Raw genomic sequence first — 16,538 nt, 5'->3', positions numbered from 1 at the left:
TACGCGCTACTTCGGGTCACACCATTTGATACCCGCGGATCGGAGAGGGGTCTCCCTCGCACGCCTGACATGCAGAACGCCCCGCAGCCCAGCGGGCTGCGGGGCGTTCCCCGTCTGACGTGGGTCAGCGGGCGGTCTTGACCGCGACCTTCAGCAGGGCCTGCGCCGGCGCGAGGGCCGGGACGGTGGCGTCACCGGAGACGGCCGTCACGCTGACGAGCTTCTCACCCTTGCGAGCCAGCAGGGTCTCGCTCGCGACGGAGTAGCCGCTGATGGTCTGCACGGCGTTGAAGCCGACGCGCTGGTCGGTGCCCTTGACCTTGAACTTGAACGGCGTGGCGGTGAGGGTGAAGCCGAGCGCCGCCGCCTCGCACTTGGAGAACTCGATGGCCTTCTTCAGGTACGCCTTGGCCTTGGCAGCCGACTTGAACCGGATGGCCGCGACGGTCACGTACGGCGCCGCAGCCGTCGGCGTCGCGGTGGTCGAGTAGAGAGCGTTCGAGGTCGTGGCGCCCTTGACCAGCGTGGCCGGGGTGCAGGTGCTCGACTTGGCGGCACCGGAGTACGTCGTCGGCGCGACACCCGCGAGGTTCGGGTAGACCGCAGCGACCTTCGCGGGAGCGGGGATCTTCGGGGCCTTCGCGGCCGCGTCGGCGGGACCGACCGTCAGGCCGACCAGGGCGACGGGAACGATGACGGCAACAAGGGCCTGGCGGAGCCGGCGCATCTGCATGGAGCTTCTCCTCGGGTGAGTACGTCGGGCAGGACCGGACGTCCCCCCGGGCCGCTTCCTACCCACCCGAGAGAGGGCCACACCCGCCCATGCGTGTGATCTCAGAGCTCGCTCTGCACCCCGGCGAGGAGCTGGCGCGCCATCACGATCCGCTGCACCTGGTTGGTGCCCTCGTAGATCTGGGTGATCTTGGCGTCGCGCATCATCCGCTCGACCGGGTAGTCGCGGGTGTAGCCATAGCCACCGAGGACCTGCACCGCGTTGGTGGTCACCTCCATGGCGACGTCCGAGGCGAAGCACTTGGCCGCGGCGCCGAAGAAGGTCAGGTCGCTGTCGCCGCGCTCGGAGCGGCCGGCGGCGGCGTACGTCAGCTGACGGGCGGCCTCGACCTTCATGCCCATGTCGGCGAGCAGGAACTGCAGGCCCTGGAAGTCGGCGATCGCCTTGCCGAACTGCTGGCGCTCCTTGGCGTACCCGAGCGCGTAGTCCAGAGCGCCCTGGGCGACACCGACGGCCTGGGCGGCGATCGTGACCCGGGTGTGGTCGAGGGTCTTCATGGCGTACTCGAAGCCCTTGCCCTCCTCGCCGATGATCCGGTCGCCGGGGATCCGGACGTTGTCGAAGTAGACCTCGCGGGTGGGCGAGCCCTTGATGCCGAGCTTCTTCTCCGGGGCACCGAAGGAGACGCCGGCATCACCCTTCTCGACGACGAAGGCCGAGATGCCCTTGCTGCGGGCGTCGGCGTCGGTGGTCGCGAGCACGGTGTAGAACTCCGACTCCCCCGCGTTGGAGATCCAGCGCTTGGTGCCGTTGAGGATCCAGGCGTCGCCGTCGCGGACCGCACGGGTCTTCTGGTTGGCGGCGTCCGAGCCGGCGTCGGGCTCGGAGAGACAGTAGGAGAAGCCCTCGCCGGCCGCGAGGCGGCCGAGGTACTTGGCCTTGAGCTCCTCGGAGCCGCCGATCATGACCGGCAGCGAGCCGAGCTTGTTGACGGCCGGGATCAGCGAGGCCGACACGTCGGCGCGGGCGATCTCCTCGATGACGAGCACGGTGGCGAGCGCGTCGGCGCCGGCGCCGCCGTACTCCTCAGGGACGTGGGGCGCGTGGAAGTCGGCAGCCAGGAGTGCCTCGGCGGCCTCGCGCGGGTAGCGGGCCTGCTCGTCGACCTCGGCCGCGAAGGGGGCGACCTTGGCGTCGCAGATCGCGCGCACGGCCTCGCGGATGGCCTGGTGCTCCTCGGACAGGGCGTACATCGGGTAGTCGCTCACGACGGCTCTCCTGATCTCGTTGGTACTCAGTATCGTACTAGTGAGACTCCGTCCCGTCGAGTTAGGGTCAGGCCGTGCCCGCCACCTCCCGCGACCGTCTCGTCGCCGCCGCCTTCGAGCTCTTCGCCGGCCAGGGGTACGACGCCACCACCGTCGACGAGATCGCCACACGCGCCGGGACCGGCCGGAGCACCTTCTTCCGCCACTTCCCCACCAAGGACGACGTCGTCCTGCCTGACCACGAGGCGCTGCTGCGCCGGGTCGACGAGCGGCTCGCCACGGCCTCGGGTGCGGGACGCGAGGTCGCGCTGCGCGAGGCGGCCGGAGTCGTGCTGGCCCACTACCTCGACGAGGGCGAGACCGCCCGCACCCGCTACCGGCTGGCCAGCTCCGTCCCGGCGATCCGGGACCGCGAGATCGCGAGCGTGCAGCGCTACGTGCGGCTCTTCGGCAAGCACGTCCACCGCTGGCTCGACGCCGAGCCCGACGGGTCGCTGCGCGCCGAGCTGGTCGCCTCCGCGGTCGTGATCGGGCACAACCACGTGCTGCGGCAGTGGCTGCGCGGCGAGGTCGACGACGCCGCCACGGCCCGGGCGCTCGTCGACCGGGCCCTGGACCACGCGCTGGCCGTGCTGCGCGGACCGGCGGCCGGCGGCGCGCCGACGATCGTGATCACCAGCGGCGGCCGCGACGTCGAGCAGGTCGTGCGGGAGGTCCGCGACGCGCTCGGGAAGAACCCGGGCCCTGCGGGCCTTGGGACTGCATGACCTCCCCCCTGCACCTCGACCCCGACGCCATCGACTGGATGCTCGACGAGGCCACGACCTGGGCGGTCGTCGGCCTGTCCGGCAACCCGGACCGGACGGCGTACCGGATCGCGGAGCTGCTGCAGTCGCGCGGCAAGAAGATCGTGCCGATCCACCCCTCGGCACCGGTCGTGCTCGGCGAGCAGGGCTACGCGACGCTCGCGGACGTGCCGTTCCCCGTCGACGTGGTCGACGTGTTCCGTCGCTCCGAGGACGCCGGACGGTTCGCCGACGAGGCGGTCGCGATCGGCGCCGGAGGCGTGTGGTTCCAGCTCGGCATCGTCGACCAGGCCGCCTTCGAGCGGACCCGGGCGGCCGGCGTACCGATGGTCATGGACACCTGCCCGGCCATCGAGTGGCGCAAGCGCGCTCGCTGACCCCTACTGGTCGCGGACGACGGCGCCCTTGGCCTCGGCGGCGAGCTTCAGCTCGGCCTGGAAGTCGGTCATCTGCTTCTGCAGAGCCGGGTCGGTCGCCGCGAGGATGCGTACGGCGAGCAGGCCGGCGTTGCGCGCGCCACCGATCGCGACCGTCGCCACCGGCACCCCTGCCGGCATCTGCACGATGGAGAGCAGCGAGTCCATGCCGTCGAGGTACTTGAGCGGCACCGGCACCCCGATCACCGGCAGCGGCGTGACCGCCGCGAGCATGCCCGGCAGGTGGGCCGCACCGCCCGCGCCGGCGATGATCACCGACAGTCCGCGCCCGGCGGCGTCCTGGCCGTAGGCCAGCATCTCGGCCGGCATCCGGTGCGCCGAGACGACGTCGGCCTCGTAGGAGATGCCGAACTCCCGCAGCGCCTCGGCCGCGGCCTTCATCACCGGCCAGTCGGAGTCCGAGCCCATCACGATGCCCACGCGCGCAGTCATGGCGCGAGCCTAGTGGTCATCTCCGGAAGTTGTTCGGGGGTGGCCCGTGCTCCGATTGCGCGCATCGCAAGGCGCAGGCGCGAAGCCATACCGGGTTGTCTCGCGAGCGTCTGCAACGCCGCGAGGTGCGTGCTCGGGGTGCGGGACACCCGGAGAACTTCCGGAGATGACCACTAGTGAGTTGCTACTCGCTCTCGTTGCCGAGGTCGCCGCGGAACCACGCGGCAGCGTGCCGGCCCCGCTCGAGGCAGTCCTCGAGGTCGTCGCCGTAGACGTTGACGTGACCGACCTTGCGGCCCGGGCGCAGGTCCTTGCCGTAGAGGTGGACCCGCAGCTGCGGGTCGCGGGCGAGGGCGTGCGGGTAGCCGTCGTAGAGGCGCCCGACGTCGGGGTTGTCGCCGCCGAGGATGTTGACCATCACGGTCCAGCGGGCGCGGGGGGCGGGCGAGCCGAGGGGCAGGTCGAGGGCGGCACGCAGGTGGTTCTCGAACTGGCTGGTGACGGCGCCGTCCTGGGTCCAGTGGCCCGTGTTGTGGGGGCGCATCGCGAGCTCGTTGATGTAGACGGCCGGGCGGCCGTCGGCGTCGACGGCCTCGAAGAGCTCGACGGCCAGGATGCCGGTCACGTCGAGCTCACCGGCGATGCGCAGCGCGAGCTCCTGCGCGGCGGTGGCGAGGGCGGGGTCGAGGTCGGGCGCGGGGGCGATCACCTCGCGGCACACGCCGTCGACCTGGAGCGTCGCGACGACCGGGTACGCCGCTGCCTGGCCGCTCGGGGCGCGGGCGACGAGGGCGGACAGCTCGCGGCGGAAGTCGACGAGCTCCTCGGCGAGCAGCCGCACGCCGCGCTCCGCAGCGACCGCCAGGGGCTCGGCAGCCTCTGCGAGGGTCCGGACGACCCAGACGCCCTTGCCGTCGTACCCACCCCGGGAGACCTTGAGGACGCACGGCAGGCCGAACGCCTCGACGTCGGCCTCGGTCGCGACGACGGCCCAGCGCGGCTGGGGCGCGCCGATGCGCGACATCGCCTCACGCATCACGATCTTGTCCTGCGCGTGGACCAGCGCCTCGGGGCCGGGGTGGGCGATCACGCCGTCGGCGGCCAGGGCACGCAGGTGCTCGGTCGGGACGTGCTCGTGGTCGAAGGTGACGACCGAGCAGCCCTCCGTGACGGTGCGCAGCGTGGCCAGGTCGCGGTAGTCACCGACCATCTGGTCGGGGATGACCTGGGCGGCCGAGACACCCTCGGCCTCGGCGAGCAGTCGGAGCGGTACGCCGAGGGCCACAGCGGGCTGGGCCATCATCCTGGCGAGCTGGCCGCCTCCGATCACGGCGATCCGGGGCGCGGGTTCGGTCGTCGACACGGCCGAACCCTACGCAATGCGGGGGCGCTACGCGGAACTGGTGGCGTCGGCGGCCATGCCGAGCTCGAAGCGCAGGCCCTGACCGCGGATGGTGGTGATCAGGCGGGGCTGGCGGGTGTCGTCGCCGAGCTTGCGGCGTACCCACCCCAGGTGGACGTCGATCGTCTTCGACGACGTCCAGAAGGTCACGCCCCACACGTCACGCATCAGCTCCTCGCGGCTGACCACCGACCCGGCGCGCGCGATGAGTGCGTGCACCAGGTCGAACTCCTTGCGCGACAGCAGAATCTCGCGGTCCCCACGCCACGTTCGCCGGGTCGACGGGTCGACCCGGACATCCTGCACCTCGATCACATGGGCCAAGGTAAGGACGCGGAGACCTCCAGCGACGCGGAATGCAAAGAATTTTGCCTTGAGAAGGCGCGCCAAAACCACCGCTGACCAGCGGATACGTGGGTTGACGGAGGTCAGGCTCGCCTGACGGCGACGGGCTCCAGCACGCCGAACCCGCGCACCGGACGGGCCGGCAGCGGACGCGACTCGACCTGGTCGCCCGGCAGCAGGTCGGCCGTCGCGTGGTCGACGATGATCCGGTTGCGGCGCGCGACCTGGGTCAGTCGGGCAGCCAGGTTGACCGGCGGACCGAACACGTCACCCATCCGCAGCACCACCCCGCCGGTGGCCAGGCCGACCCGGACGTCGGGCATCCGAGGGTCGCGGCCGATCACGTTGATGATGCCCTCGGCGGTGGTGAAGGCAGCCATCGGATCGTCGTTCACGTACAGCACCGCGTCGCCCATGCTCTTGATCAGCCGGCCGTTCTCGCGGGCGATCACGTCACCGCAGCGGGCCTCGAAGACCTCGACCAGCTCGCCGATCCGCTCCCGGGAGACCTCGTTGGACAGTGCGGTGAAGCCGACGATGTCGGCGAATCCGACGCTCAGGTCGGTGGTGTGGGGGTCGTCGTCGAGCGCCCGGACCGCCTCCATCCGCGCGATGGCGGCAGCGAGGTGACGGCGCCACGCGTAGACGAGCAGGTCCTCGAACTGCTCCCCCAGCCGGGCGGTCACCCAGGCACCGGGGTCCTCCACGTCCTCGGGCGCGCCGTCGGCGACGTGCTGCACCAGCTCGCCGACCTCCCAGTCGGCCAGCCGGGCCATCGTGATGCCGATGCCGCGGGTGACGTTGAGAGCGACGTCCGGTACGACGACCTCGCCGTCGGGTCCCTCCGCGAGGATCCGCATCGCGTCGACGTCGGCCCGGGTGTAGGCGCGCTCGTCACCGTGCTCGGCGAAGCCGAGGGTGCGGAACAGGCGCCTCGTCAGGTCGATCGACAGGCCGGCCTGCTCGGCCACCTCGGCGGCGGTGAGCCGGGGCTCACCGCTCTCAGACACCTTCGTCCCGGCGCGGCGCCGGCCCGCTGTGCAGCTCGTGGAGCAGCTCGTTGAGCTGGCGCTGGGTGGCCTCGACGTGCGGGATGTCGTTGAGCCGCACGGTGCCGAAGGTCGACGCGTCGGAGATCAGCAGGCTGCCGCAGCCGAACGGCCGGTCGAGCAGGTTGATCTCCATCGCGATGTCGCTGACGCGTGCCAGCGGGATGTCGTGACCCCGGCGCGTGATGATCCCGTTGCGGGTGATCAGTCGGCGGTCGGTGAAGGCGTGCACGGTGGTCAGCCAGTCCAGGAACGGGCGCAGCGAGAACCACGCGATCCCGATCGCGACGAGCACCCACACGATGAGCGTGAGCACCCGCTGGAAGCCGGTGTCGTCGAGCATCACCTGGGCAGCGACGCCGGCTGCGAGCAGCACGACGAGCGCGAGGATCGGCCCGAACAGCGCCTTGGGGTGCTGACGGGTGCTGAGCACGAGGCGCTCGCCGGGGTTGAGCAGCTTCTTCGAGATGGCCACGGTCAGATCATTCCACCAAGTACGTCGGTTCAGGTCGAGGTTGCGCGGACGTGGATGACATCGCCGGCGCCGACCCGCTCGGTCCCGTCGGCGGTGGTGACCACGAGCCGGCCGTCGTCGTCGATGTCGGTGGCGCGACCGAGCAGCTCCCCGCCACCGGGCAGCTCGACGCGCACGTCGCGGCCGAGGGTCGCGCAGTTGGAGCGGTACGACGTCGCGAGGCGCGCCGTGCCCTGCTCGCCGCCGGCCTGCCAGACGTCGTACCCCTCACGCACGGCAGCGACCACCGCGAGCAGCACCGAGGTGCGGTCGGGCGCGCCGGGACCGGCGACGGCGAGGCTGGTCGCGGTGGGGACGGGCAGCTCGTCGGCGGTCATCGCGACGTTGATGCCGACGCCGACGATCGCGGCCGGGCCGGTCGGGGTCTCCACCCGCTCGACGAGGATGCCCGCGACCTTGCGGTCGCCGTCGAGGAGGACGTCGTTGGGCCACTTCACGTTCGCGTCGTAGCCCAGCGCGGTGATCGCCTTCGCGACGTTGTGGCCGACGAGCAGCGGAAGCCACGGCCACGACGCCGGCGGCACCGTCGGGCGCAGCACCAGCGAGAAGGTCACCGCGGTGCCCGGCGGGGTCTCCCAGGTGCGGTCGAGACGGCCGCGTCCCGACGACTGGTGGTCGGCGACGACCACGAGGCCCTCGTGCGCACCGGCGCGGGCACGCTCGGCGGCGACCTCGTTGGTCGACGGCGCCTCCGCGAGCAGCTCGAAGGAGAGGTCGGGGGTCAGCTCGGACACGCCGGCGAGACGGTCGCCGTCGAGCGGTCCACGGGTGGGGGTCGGGGTGGAACCGGAAGTCACGGGCTCTACCTTGGCGCAGCCCGGGCCTCGAGGAAACCCCGGGGTCTCAGCTCGATGCTCAGCCCAGGAAGCGTTCCCGGTAGTCCGCGACCGCGTCGTCGATCGCGTCCGCGTCGAGGCCGAGGGCGGCCAGATCGTACTCGACGAAGCCGTGCCGCCCGCGCGGGTGCGCGTCGCGGAACGCGGCCATCGCCCCGCGCGCGCGGGCGTCGAAGGGCTGGTCGGCGAGGGCGTAGATCGCGGCGATGGTGCCCTCCTCGTCGGCCATGAAGTCCTCGAACCGGATGTCGATCGACTGCGCGGCCGGGAGCAGGTCGCGGTCGCGGACGCAGGCGTGCAGCAGGTCCTCGAGGCGGCCGGCGAACTGGCGGCCGATCGCGACCGGGTCCGGGTGCTCGCTGGCCATGCGGGCGGTGTACGCGACCATCGTGCAGACCGATGCGGTCACCGCGACCGGGTCGCGGTGGGTGAGCACGAAGGTCGCGTCGGGGAAGGTCCGCAGCAGCGGGCCGTAGTGCTCGAGGTGCTGCGGCGACTTGAGCACCCAGCGCTCGCCGCCGCGCAGCCACTGCAGGACCTGCAGCACCCGCTTGAGATAGCCGTACGACGCGTCCTGGCCGCTGGTGCGCTGGTAGGAGCTCCACGTCGGCAGGTGCGCGCTGCACTCGAAGAGCATCCCGCTGACGTCGTATGCGAGGAGCTGGAGCTCCTCCTGCGCGTGCTCGACCGTCATCTCGTGCATCCGCTTGAACTCGGGCATCACGCCGTCGAGCAGGTCGAGGCCGGCGGCGCAGCGGGCCGGGCGCGGGTCCGGGTCGGCATCCTGCTCGGCCGCGGCGAGCACCGGCTCGAGGCTCTCCCAGTACGGCAGGTGCCGCAGGGCGGGGTCGGCGGCGAGCATGTTGTGCAGGTGCGTGGTGCCGGTGCGCGGCAGCCCGCAGATGATGATCGGACGGTCGATGACGACGTCCTCGATCTCGGGGTGGCGCGCGACCAGGTCCTCGATGAGCAGCCGGCCGCTGAGGATCTGCACGAGCTGCTCGAACACGATCGCGGAGCCGGCCGGCGAGAGCGCGGCCTCCTCGCGCAGCGAGCGGCAGAGCACGTCCAACCTCTCGGCGAAGCGCTCGTCGCCCCACGCGGACAGGCCGGTGCGCTCGACCGCCGTCGCCCGGAGCACGGCGGGGTCGAGGACCAGCGCGCCGCCGTACTCGGCGAGCATGTCGCGGATCGGGGCGGAGGCCTCCGGGTAGACCGGTGCGGCGAGGTCGTCGAAGCGCACGGTGTCGGTCCTCACCGGACCGCCTCGGCGACCTCGGCGACCGGGACGACGCGGCAGACCGGGCGGTCGGGCGTGCGCTCGGGCAGGAACCAGCGGAACCAGATCAGGCCGGACCCGCGCCCGGCGGTCGAGACCCAGTTGGGGTGGCCGGGGTCGGTCGCGGAGACGACGATCCGCCAGGACCCGTCCGGCTCGTGGGTCGTCTGCCCGCCGTTGATGGTGACCTGCTCGTAGCGGTGGTCGTAGGTGTGGAGGTAGGGCGTCCACAGGCACATGTTCCAGAACGCGCACTCCGGCGAGCTGCCCTCGATGACCAGGGCCTCGCCCTCGCCGAGCTCGTAGGCGCCGAAGGCGTACGACGCGTCGCCGGCCGCCCAGCCGAAGGTGGTCGTCGGCACGGGGTACGGCTCCCCCACCTCGTTGGGCGGGCCGACCCGGACCGGCACCATCGCGGCCTGCTCGGCGACCCAGGTGCGGGCCGCGCGGAGGCGGCGGGCGAGGTCCTCGGCGCTGTCGGTACGCCGGGCCGGCGGGTCGTCGGCCTCGATCTCCCAGGTGGAGCGGACGCCCTGCACCGGGTCGACGAGGTAGTCGCGGGTGAGCGCGAAGACGGCGTCCGGCTCGAGCTTGATCCAGTTGCCCTCGTGGGGCGTGGCGCTGAGGACCAGCTCGAAGCTGCCGTCCGGGGCGATCTCGAGGTCGCGGTCGTTGACGGTCGCGATGATCCGGTCGCTGTAGCGGCCGTCGTCGGGGCCGCCGTACACGGTGAGCGAGAGGTAGACGGCGTCGGCACGGTGGCCGCGGACCCGGTAGGTGCGCTCGGGGTCGAGCGCGGTGAGCTGGTAGAACGCGTCGGAGTTGTCGCCGCCCCACTTCATCGACGGGGTGATCACGTCGACGAACCGCGGGCGGTCGGTGTCGGCCCAGACGTAGGCCTCGAGCGCGACCTTGAGGAGGCTGAACGCGAACCGGTAGCCGTCGAGCACGTCGGCCTCGGGCAGGGCGGGGTCGGCGTCGAGGAAGCGACGCTCGACGCCCTTCACCTCGTCGACGAGCTCGTGGAAGGCCTGGGACAGGTCGGTCATCGGGATCCTCTCGGGGTGACGCACGTCACCCTTGCGAGCCATTACGTTATGGGTTGTACGTAATGGCTCGCAAGGGGTTGGTCTCCGGCGTCAGGCGAAGAAGACGCGGAGGTCGCCGACCACGTCCTGGGGCACCTCCATCGCCGCGAAGTGACCGCCGCGCGGGAACTCCGACCAGTGCGCGATGTTCGCGTTGTCGCGCTCGGCGAGCGAGCGGATCGTCTGGAAGTCGTCCTTGAAGACCGCGACCCCGATCCGTCCGGTGCTGACGACCGGCTCGGCACCGGCGTGCTGCTCCTCGTAGTGGTAGCGCGCGGCCGCGCCGTAGGTGTTGGTCAGCCAGTACAGCGTCGCCTGGGCGAGCACCTGCTCCGGCGCGACCAGGCTGGTGCCGTTGCCGAAGCTCTCGAACAGCTCGCTGTAGGCCAGGACCGCCACCGGCGAGTCCGCCAGACCGGCCGCGACGGTCTGCGGGCGGGTGGCGTTCATCTGGTTGTAGCCGCCGACCGACTGGAACCACTGCATGTGCTCGAGCGCGGCGTACTCCTTCGGTCCGAAGCCCTCGAACTCGGCCGGGTCGCCGCTCGGGAAGGAGAACAGGTGCAGGACGTGCGCGCCGAGGAAGCCCTCGGGGTTCGCGACCGCGAGCTCGCGGCCGACCATCGCGCCGCCGTCGCTGCCGTGGATGCCGTAGGAGTCGTAGCCGAGGCGGCGCATGAGGACGTCGTACGCCGCCGCGACCCGCCTCATCGTCCAGCCGGTCTCCACCAGCGGGGTCGAGAAGCCGAAGCCCGGCATCGACGGGACGACCACGTGGAAGGCCTGGTCGGCGGTGCCGCCGTGGGCCTCGGGGTCGACGAGCGGGTCGATCATGTCGAGGAAGTCGAGCTGCGACCCGGGGTAGGTGTGGGCCAGGAGCAGCGGCGTGGCGTCGGCGTGCTTCGAGCGGACGTGGAGGAAGTGGATCCGCTGGCCGTCGACCTCGGTGACGAAGCCGTCGTACGCGTTGAGGCGGGCCTCGACCGCGCGCCAGTCGAGTTCCTTCCACTGCTCGACCATGCTGCGGAGGTAGGACTCGGGGGTGCCGTAGTCCCAGGAGTCGCCGGGGACGGCGGGGGCGAAGCGGGTGCGGTCGAGACGGTCGCGGAGGTCGTCGAGGTCGGTCTGCGGGATGTCGATGACGTAGGGCGTGATCTGGTTCATGGCACTGACGTTAGGAGCCATAGCGGAACGGTTCGTTCCTGTTTAATCGGACTCGTGAAGACGACCTCGGGAAGGGTCCTCGAGCTGCTCGGGCTGCTCCAGTCGCGCGTCGAGTGGACAGCTCCGGAGCTGGCCACGCGGCTCGGCGTGACCGAGCGGACCGTGCGCAACGACGTGACCCGGCTGCGCGAGCTGGGCTACCCCGTCGACGGGGTGCGCGGGCGGACCGGGCACTACCGGCTCGGCGTCGGCGCCAAGCTCCCTCCCCTGCTGCTCGACGACGAGGAGGCCGTCGCGGTGGCCGTCGGGCTGCGCACGCTGACCGGTGTGGCCGGCTTCGAGGAGAGCGGCGGCCGGGCGCTCACGAAGCTCGAGCACGTCCTCCCCGACCGGCTCCGACGCCGGGTCACCTCGCTGCGCGACGCCACCGAGGCCGGCCCGGTCAACACCGACTCCAACGTCGAGGACCCCGAGGTCGACGCCGGGGTGCTGGCCGAGATCGCCGACGCGATCCGCGACCACCGCGGGCTGCGCGCGTTCTACGGCGACGAGCAGGAGCGGATCGAGATCGAGCCGTACCGGCTGGTGGCCTGGCAGCGGCGCTGGTTCGTGGTCGGCCGGTCCGTCGACGCCTCGGGCGAGCGCTGGGCGCCGTACCGCGTCGACTGGCTGACCCTGCGCATCCCCGGCGGCCGCACCTTCCGGCCCGCTCCCCTGCCCGGCGACCTCACCGAGCTCGTCGTGCGCGAGGTCGCCCGCACCGGCTGGTCCGTGCACGCCCGGCTGGTCATCGACGCGCCCGCCGAGGAGGTCCTCGCCCGGATCAACCCGGCCGTCGGCGTCGTCGAGCCGCTGCCGGACGGGCGCTCGGTGCTGGTCACCGGCGGCGACAGCCTGGAGGTCGTCGCGGTCTGGATCGGCATGCTCGGGCTGGACTTCACCGTCGAGACGCCGGCCGCGCTGGTCGAGCACCTGCGGGTGCTGGCGGAGCGGTACGCCGGCGCGGTCGCGGGATCCTGAGCGATCCGACCACGGTCGGATGTGCCGGGGCGGCGACCGGGCGAGGATGACCGCATGAACCGACTGATCGCCTCCGGTGCGGCGGCCTACGCAGGGCTCGGCATCGCGTCCTTCCTCAAGCCCGACGTCGTGCCCGCGGTGATCGGGTACGCCGCCCCCGACGCCGACACCCGCACCGAGATCCGGGCCGTCTACGGCGGCCTGCCGCTGGCGTTCGCCGCGAGTCTCGTGGCCGCGCCGACCTCCGGCACGGCGATCGGGGTCGCCACCGCCGGGATGGCGGCAGGACGGGCTGCGTCGGCGGTGTTCGAGGGCCGCCCCAGCCTGAAGATGGCAGGGTTCATCGCGCTGGAGACGGTCGTGGCCGGGGCGCTGCTGCTGGGCGCCCGCCGGACCTCCTCCACAGCCTGACCCGCCGTGGGCGATATCGAGGTGCCGGTTGTCGGCCCCTGCTCCTAGGGTTCCGGTCATGACGCGACTCGTGGACGCCCGCACCGACCAGTTCGTCGAGGACCTCGCCGCCCTCGACCCGCTGACCGCGACGTACGCCGGCATCCCCGGCCACGACGGGGAGCTGCCCGACCTGTCCCCCGACGGCTTCGCGGCCGGCGAGGAGCTGCACCGCCGGGCGCTGGCCGACGTCGCCGCGCTCGACACGGCCGACGAGCGCGAGGAGGTCGCCAAGGCGGCCTTCCTCGAGCGGGTGGGCCTCACCGTCGAGCGGGCCGACGCGGGCGTCGAGCGCAGCGAGTTCTCGGTGATCTCGAGCGCGATCCACGCCGTGCGCGAGGTGTTCGACCTGATGCCGACCGACACCACGGAGCAGTGGGACGCGATCGGCTCACGGCTGGCTGCTGTCCCTGCTGCGCTGGCGGGCTACCGCACCACGCTGCTCGAGGAGGCGGCCGCCGGACGGGTCTCCGCGAAGCGGCAGTACGCCGAGGTGGCCGACCAGGTGCGCGGCTGGACCGGGCAGACCGGGGCCGCGGGCGACTACTTCGCCAACGTCGTCGCGGCAGCGCCGGACGCTCAGCGCGACGCGCTCGCGGCAGCCGCGGCCAGCGCGTCGGCGGCGTACGCGGAGTTCGGGCGCTTCGTCACGACCGACCTGCTCCCCCGCGGCCGCGACGTCGACGGGGTGGGTCGCGACCACTACTCGCTCGCGTCCCGGTACTTCCTCGGCGCGAGCGTCGACCTCGAGGAGACCTACCGCTGGGGCTGGGAGGAGCTGAAGCGGATCGAGGACGACATGGCCGCCACGGCCGGGCGGATCGTCCCGGGTGGTTCGGTCGCCGATGCCGTCGCCGCGCTCGACGCCGATCCGGCGCGCGACTGCGGGAGCCGCGAGGCGTTCCAGGCGTGGATGCAGGAGAAGTCCGACACGATCCTCGCCGACTTCGACGGCGTGCACTTCGACATCGCCGAGCCGATCCGCACCCTGCAGTGCAAGGTCGCGCCGATCAACGACGGCGGCGCCTGGTACACGCCGCCCACCGAGGACTTCTCCCGTCCCGGCACCATGTGGTTCTCGTTCACCGACGACCACGAGCGCTACTCGACCTGGCGGGAGACGACGACCGTCTTCCACGAGGGCGTGCCCGGCCACCACCTGCAGGTCGCGCAGGCCGTGCACCGCGCCGACCTGCTCAACCGCTGGCAGCGGCTGCTGTGCTGGGTCAGCGGCCACGGCGAGGGCTGGGCGCTGTACGCCGAGCGGCTGATGGACGAGCTCGGCTACTTCGCCGACGCGGGCGACCGGCTCGGCTTCCTCGACATGCAGGGCTTCCGCGCCGCGCGGGTCGTCGTCGACATCGGCGTCCACCTCGGGCTGACCGTGCCGGCCGACAACCCGTTCGGCTGGCGTCCCGGCGAGACCTGGGACGCCGACCTGGCCTACGAGTTCATGCGCGCCCACTCGCGGATGGACGACGGCTCGCTTCGCTTCGAGGTCAACCGCTACCTCGGCTGGCCGGGCCAGGCGCCGTCGTACAAGGTCGGCGAGCGGATCTGGCTCGAGTCCCGCGTCGCAGCACAGGCCCGGCACGGCTCGGCCTTCGACCTCAAGGCCTTCCACACCGCGGCGCTCGACCTCGGCAGCCTCGGCCTCGACCCGCTCCAGGCCGCGCTGGGCCGGCTCTGACGGACGCGCCGTGATCCGGCTCGACCGGGAGCAGGCCCGCCGGATCGCGGTTCGCGCGCAGCTCCTCGACACCCGCCGCACCGGTTCGGTCGCGGAGGTGGTCGACGAGCTGACCCTGCTCCAGGTCGACCCGACCGCGGCGGTCGCGCCGAGCGTCGACCTGGTGCTGTGGTCCCGGCTGGGCGACGGCTACGAGCACTCCGACCTGACCTTCGCACTGGAGACCGAGCGCTCGCTGGCCGAGCTGTCGTCGTACGTCCGCGCGATGGACGACATCGGGCTCCTGCTCGCCGTCGCGCCCCACGACCTGCACCCGACGATCCACGAGTGGCTGGGAGCCAACCAGCGGTTCCGGTCCGACGTGCTCGGGCTGCTCGACGCCGAGGGACCGCGCACCGCCGCGGAGATCCCCGACACCTGCGAGGTCCCCTGGGCGTCGAGCGGGTGGAACAACGACAAGAACGTCAACCGGCTGCTCGAGGTGCTCACCTTGATGGGCGACGTCGCGATCACCGGACGCCGCGGCAAGCTGCGGGTCTACGACCTGCCCGAGCGGGTCTACCCGGGCGAGCTCGACGTCCCCGCGTACGACGACGCGCGGGCCGCCCTCGACCAGCGCGAGCTCGCCGCACTGGGGATCGCCCGGTCCGGGCCCGGTGCGGAAGCGAGCGTCGAGGGCTGCGACGGGTCGTGGCGGGTCGATCCCGATGCCCTGGCCGCGGTCGACTCGGCCTTTTCGGGACGCTGTGCGTTCCTCTCCCCCTTCGACCGGCTGGTCCACGACCGGGAGCGGGCACTCGACCTGTTCGACTTCGAGTACGTGCTCGAGATGTACAAGCCCGCCGCGTCGCGCCGGTGGGGCTACTTCGCCCTCCCCGTCCTCCACGGCGACCGGCTGGTCGGGAAGCTGGACGCCAAGGCCGACCGCAAGGCGGGGGTCCTGCGCGTGCACGCGCTCCACGAGGACGTCCCGTGGGAGCCCGAGGTCGGCGACGCGGTCGACGCCGAGCTCACCGCTCTCGCGGACTGGCTGGGGATGGGCCTCGCCCGAGGGTGAACGCCCCTCAGTGGTTGAGGAGGTCGCGCAGCGACCGTCACGAGACCACCCGGGATGCTGCCGGAACTGTGCGCACGCTTCGGTCGCGTAGCTGGTTGCGTTCCGAACGGCAGCGACGAGGAAGGGCCGTAGGTGGCTGGGTTCGGCGGTCGGGTTGCGGCTCGCGACGACACTCGAGCTGCACCTGGTGACGTCGATCCTCCACACCCCATCTATCGAGCTTCCCCTGTCCACAGGCGGGTTTCCGGCGTTCGTTTGTGTCGGAGGTGGGTGGGAGAATCCAGTCATGGATCTCGGAACCCAGCCCCGTTCGACAGCAGCACTGCTGTCCGGGCTGCGCGCCGAGGTCGAAGGCCGACAGGCCTCCCTGGTCCGCGAATGGGCAGCCATCGTGGAATGGGCCGGCGAGCACATCGTGTCCTCACCCGAGGGTGCCGCGACGATCACCGAGGGCTACCTCGACACCGGCATCCCGATCGCCGGTGCCGGCGCCCCCCTGGTCTCGGAGTTCGCGTTGATGGAGCTCGTCGCGGTCCTCGGCCGCACACCCGATGGCGGCAAGGCCTATGTCGGGCGGGTCATCGAGTGCGCCTGGCGGCTGCCCAACGTCTACGACGCCGTCACCACAGGCAAGCTCGCCCCGTGGCGGGCTGAACGTATCGCCGACCTCACCCGCGGCCTGTCGGCGGAGGCAGCGGCGTTCGTGGACCGGCAACTGTTCAACGCCTCCGGCGTCGGCTGGGCCCAGCTCGAACGCCTCGTCACCGAAGCAGTCCTGCGGTTCGACCCCGAACGAGCCGAAGCCGAACGCCAGAACGCAGCCGACCACCGGCACTTCGACATCGGCGAAGTCGACGAGCACGGGCTGGTCCACCTGGACGGACTGATGGATGCCGCCGACGGACACGACCTCGACCTGGCGGTGTCCCGTCGGGCCGAGGCGCTCG

General features: G+C 71.9%; 18 protein-coding genes. 7 read left to right on the top strand and 11 right to left on the bottom strand.

From position 1 onward, the window contains the following. Nucleotides 1-124: 124 nt before the first annotated feature. Both ACZYRU_RS16070 and ACZYRU_RS16065 read right to left on the bottom strand, forming a co-directional pair. Nucleotides 125-733, bottom strand: coding sequence for a hypothetical protein (locus ACZYRU_RS16070; protein WP_488958105.1), 609 nt, complete (start codon nucleotides 731-733; stop codon nucleotides 125-127). Nucleotides 734-834: 101 nt separating this feature from the next. Then, nucleotides 835-1,986, bottom strand: coding sequence for an acyl-CoA dehydrogenase family protein (locus ACZYRU_RS16065; protein ID WP_488958651.1), 1,152 nt, complete (start codon nucleotides 1,984-1,986; stop codon nucleotides 835-837). 89 nt (nucleotides 1,987-2,075) lie between these two features. Between ACZYRU_RS16065 and ACZYRU_RS16060 the strand changes: the two genes are divergently transcribed. Together ACZYRU_RS16060 and ACZYRU_RS16055 are read left to right on the top strand one after the other, a co-directional pair. Further along, nucleotides 2,076-2,768 (top strand): TetR/AcrR family transcriptional regulator, encoded by a 693-nt coding sequence (locus tag ACZYRU_RS16060; RefSeq protein ID WP_488958104.1) that lies wholly within the window; start codon nucleotides 2,076-2,078, stop codon nucleotides 2,766-2,768. Continuing rightward, the gene (locus tag ACZYRU_RS16055; protein ID WP_488958103.1) at nucleotides 2,765-3,184 is read left to right on the top strand and encodes a CoA-binding protein; all 420 of its coding nucleotides are present in this window, start codon (nucleotides 2,765-2,767) and stop codon (nucleotides 3,182-3,184) included. The genes ACZYRU_RS16060 and ACZYRU_RS16055 overlap by 4 nt, the downstream gene beginning before the upstream one ends. A 3-nt stretch (nucleotides 3,185-3,187) precedes the next feature. Here ACZYRU_RS16055 and purE read toward each other — a convergent pair whose 3' ends face one another. The 9 genes from purE to ACZYRU_RS16010 all read right to left on the bottom strand — a co-directional run bounded on the left by purE (nucleotide 3,188) and on the right by ACZYRU_RS16010 (nucleotide 11,374). Next, nucleotides 3,188-3,676: a 5-(carboxyamino)imidazole ribonucleotide mutase gene (gene purE / locus ACZYRU_RS16050; protein ID WP_488958102.1), complete on the bottom strand. Its 489-nt coding sequence runs from the start codon at nucleotides 3,674-3,676 to the stop codon at nucleotides 3,188-3,190. Between the two features lie 184 nt (nucleotides 3,677-3,860). Then, nucleotides 3,861-5,039: a 5-(carboxyamino)imidazole ribonucleotide synthase gene (locus tag ACZYRU_RS16045; protein WP_488958101.1), complete on the bottom strand. Its 1,179-nt coding sequence runs from the start codon at nucleotides 5,037-5,039 to the stop codon at nucleotides 3,861-3,863. A 27-nt stretch (nucleotides 5,040-5,066) separates the two neighbouring features. Next, the gene (locus tag ACZYRU_RS16040) at nucleotides 5,067-5,393 is read right to left on the bottom strand and encodes a winged helix-turn-helix domain-containing protein (RefSeq protein ID WP_141799855.1); all 327 of its coding nucleotides are present in this window, start codon (nucleotides 5,391-5,393) and stop codon (nucleotides 5,067-5,069) included. A gap of 113 nt (nucleotides 5,394-5,506) precedes the next feature. Beyond that, complete coding sequence (locus tag ACZYRU_RS16035; RefSeq protein ID WP_488958100.1) at nucleotides 5,507-6,433, bottom strand: adenylate/guanylate cyclase domain-containing protein; 927 nt, start codon at nucleotides 6,431-6,433, stop codon at nucleotides 5,507-5,509. Next, the gene (locus ACZYRU_RS16030; RefSeq protein ID WP_488958099.1) at nucleotides 6,426-6,947 is read right to left on the bottom strand and encodes a PH domain-containing protein; all 522 of its coding nucleotides are present in this window, start codon (nucleotides 6,945-6,947) and stop codon (nucleotides 6,426-6,428) included. Before ACZYRU_RS16030 ends, ACZYRU_RS16035 begins: the two co-directional genes overlap by 8 nt. 29 nt (nucleotides 6,948-6,976) lie before the next feature. Then, nucleotides 6,977-7,804 carry a biotin--[acetyl-CoA-carboxylase] ligase gene (locus ACZYRU_RS16025; protein ID WP_488958098.1) on the bottom strand — a complete coding sequence of 276 codons (828 nt, stop codon included), beginning with the start codon at nucleotides 7,802-7,804 and terminating at the stop codon, nucleotides 6,977-6,979. Between the two features lie 58 nt (nucleotides 7,805-7,862). Beyond that, the gene (locus ACZYRU_RS16020; RefSeq protein WP_488958097.1) at nucleotides 7,863-9,101 is read right to left on the bottom strand and encodes a sulfotransferase family protein; all 1,239 of its coding nucleotides are present in this window, start codon (nucleotides 9,099-9,101) and stop codon (nucleotides 7,863-7,865) included. Beyond that, nucleotides 9,098-10,171 (bottom strand): DUF1214 domain-containing protein, encoded by a 1,074-nt coding sequence (locus tag ACZYRU_RS16015; RefSeq protein ID WP_488958096.1) that lies wholly within the window; start codon nucleotides 10,169-10,171, stop codon nucleotides 9,098-9,100. The genes ACZYRU_RS16020 and ACZYRU_RS16015 overlap by 4 nt, the downstream gene beginning before the upstream one ends. A 90-nt stretch (nucleotides 10,172-10,261) precedes the next feature. Continuing rightward, the gene (locus tag ACZYRU_RS16010) at nucleotides 10,262-11,374 is read right to left on the bottom strand and encodes an epoxide hydrolase family protein (RefSeq protein WP_488958095.1); all 1,113 of its coding nucleotides are present in this window, start codon (nucleotides 11,372-11,374) and stop codon (nucleotides 10,262-10,264) included. Between the two features lie 54 nt (nucleotides 11,375-11,428). On the opposite strand from ACZYRU_RS16010, the gene ACZYRU_RS16005 reads away from it, so the two are divergent. From ACZYRU_RS16005 to ACZYRU_RS15985, 5 genes are all read left to right on the top strand, one after another. After that, nucleotides 11,429-12,394, top strand: coding sequence for a helix-turn-helix transcriptional regulator (locus tag ACZYRU_RS16005; RefSeq protein WP_488958094.1), 966 nt, complete (start codon nucleotides 11,429-11,431; stop codon nucleotides 12,392-12,394). 54 nt (nucleotides 12,395-12,448) lie between these two features. Further along, nucleotides 12,449-12,805: a DUF4345 family protein gene (locus tag ACZYRU_RS16000; protein ID WP_488958093.1), complete on the top strand. Its 357-nt coding sequence runs from the start codon at nucleotides 12,449-12,451 to the stop codon at nucleotides 12,803-12,805. Nucleotides 12,806-12,863: 58 nt separating this feature from the next. Further along, nucleotides 12,864-14,534, top strand: coding sequence for a DUF885 domain-containing protein (locus ACZYRU_RS15995; protein WP_488958092.1), 1,671 nt, complete (start codon nucleotides 12,864-12,866; stop codon nucleotides 14,532-14,534). 10 nt (nucleotides 14,535-14,544) lie between these two features. Then, nucleotides 14,545-15,591, top strand: coding sequence for a DNA glycosylase AlkZ-like family protein (locus ACZYRU_RS15990; protein WP_488958091.1), 1,047 nt, complete (start codon nucleotides 14,545-14,547; stop codon nucleotides 15,589-15,591). Nucleotides 15,592-15,877: 286 nt separating this feature from the next. Next, nucleotides 15,878-16,538 (top strand): DUF222 domain-containing protein (locus tag ACZYRU_RS15985; protein ID WP_488958090.1); only part of this gene is annotated, 661 nt, incomplete at its 3' end.

Source organism: Nocardioides sp. F233 (assembly GCF_057813895.1).
Note: the sequence above shows the minus strand (reverse complement) of the source record. Positions and strands in the feature narration are given on the sequence as shown.

Bases quoted from the DNA above. Each gene is read 5' to 3' on its own strand.
- ACZYRU_RS16000 (WP_488958093.1), top strand. From the start codon at position 12,449: ATGAACCGACTGATCGCCTCCGGTGCGGCGGCCTACGCAGGGCTCGGC.
- ACZYRU_RS15995 (WP_488958092.1), top strand. From the start codon at position 12,864: ATGACGCGACTCGTGGACGCCCGCACCGACCAGTTCGTCGAGGACCTC.
- ACZYRU_RS16015 (WP_488958096.1), bottom strand. From the start codon at position 10,171: ATGACCGACCTGTCCCAGGCCTTCCACGAGCTCGTCGACGAGGTGAAG.
- ACZYRU_RS16055 (WP_488958103.1), top strand. From the start codon at position 2,765: ATGACCTCCCCCCTGCACCTCGACCCCGACGCCATCGACTGGATGCTC.
- ACZYRU_RS16070 (WP_488958105.1), bottom strand. From the start codon at position 733: ATGCAGATGCGCCGGCTCCGCCAGGCCCTTGTTGCCGTCATCGTTCCC.
- ACZYRU_RS16065 (WP_488958651.1), bottom strand. From the start codon at position 1,986: ATGTACGCCCTGTCCGAGGAGCACCAGGCCATCCGCGAGGCCGTGCGC.
- ACZYRU_RS16010 (WP_488958095.1), bottom strand. From the start codon at position 11,374: ATGAACCAGATCACGCCCTACGTCATCGACATCCCGCAGACCGACCTC.
- purE (WP_488958102.1), bottom strand. From the start codon at position 3,676: ATGACTGCGCGCGTGGGCATCGTGATGGGCTCGGACTCCGACTGGCCG.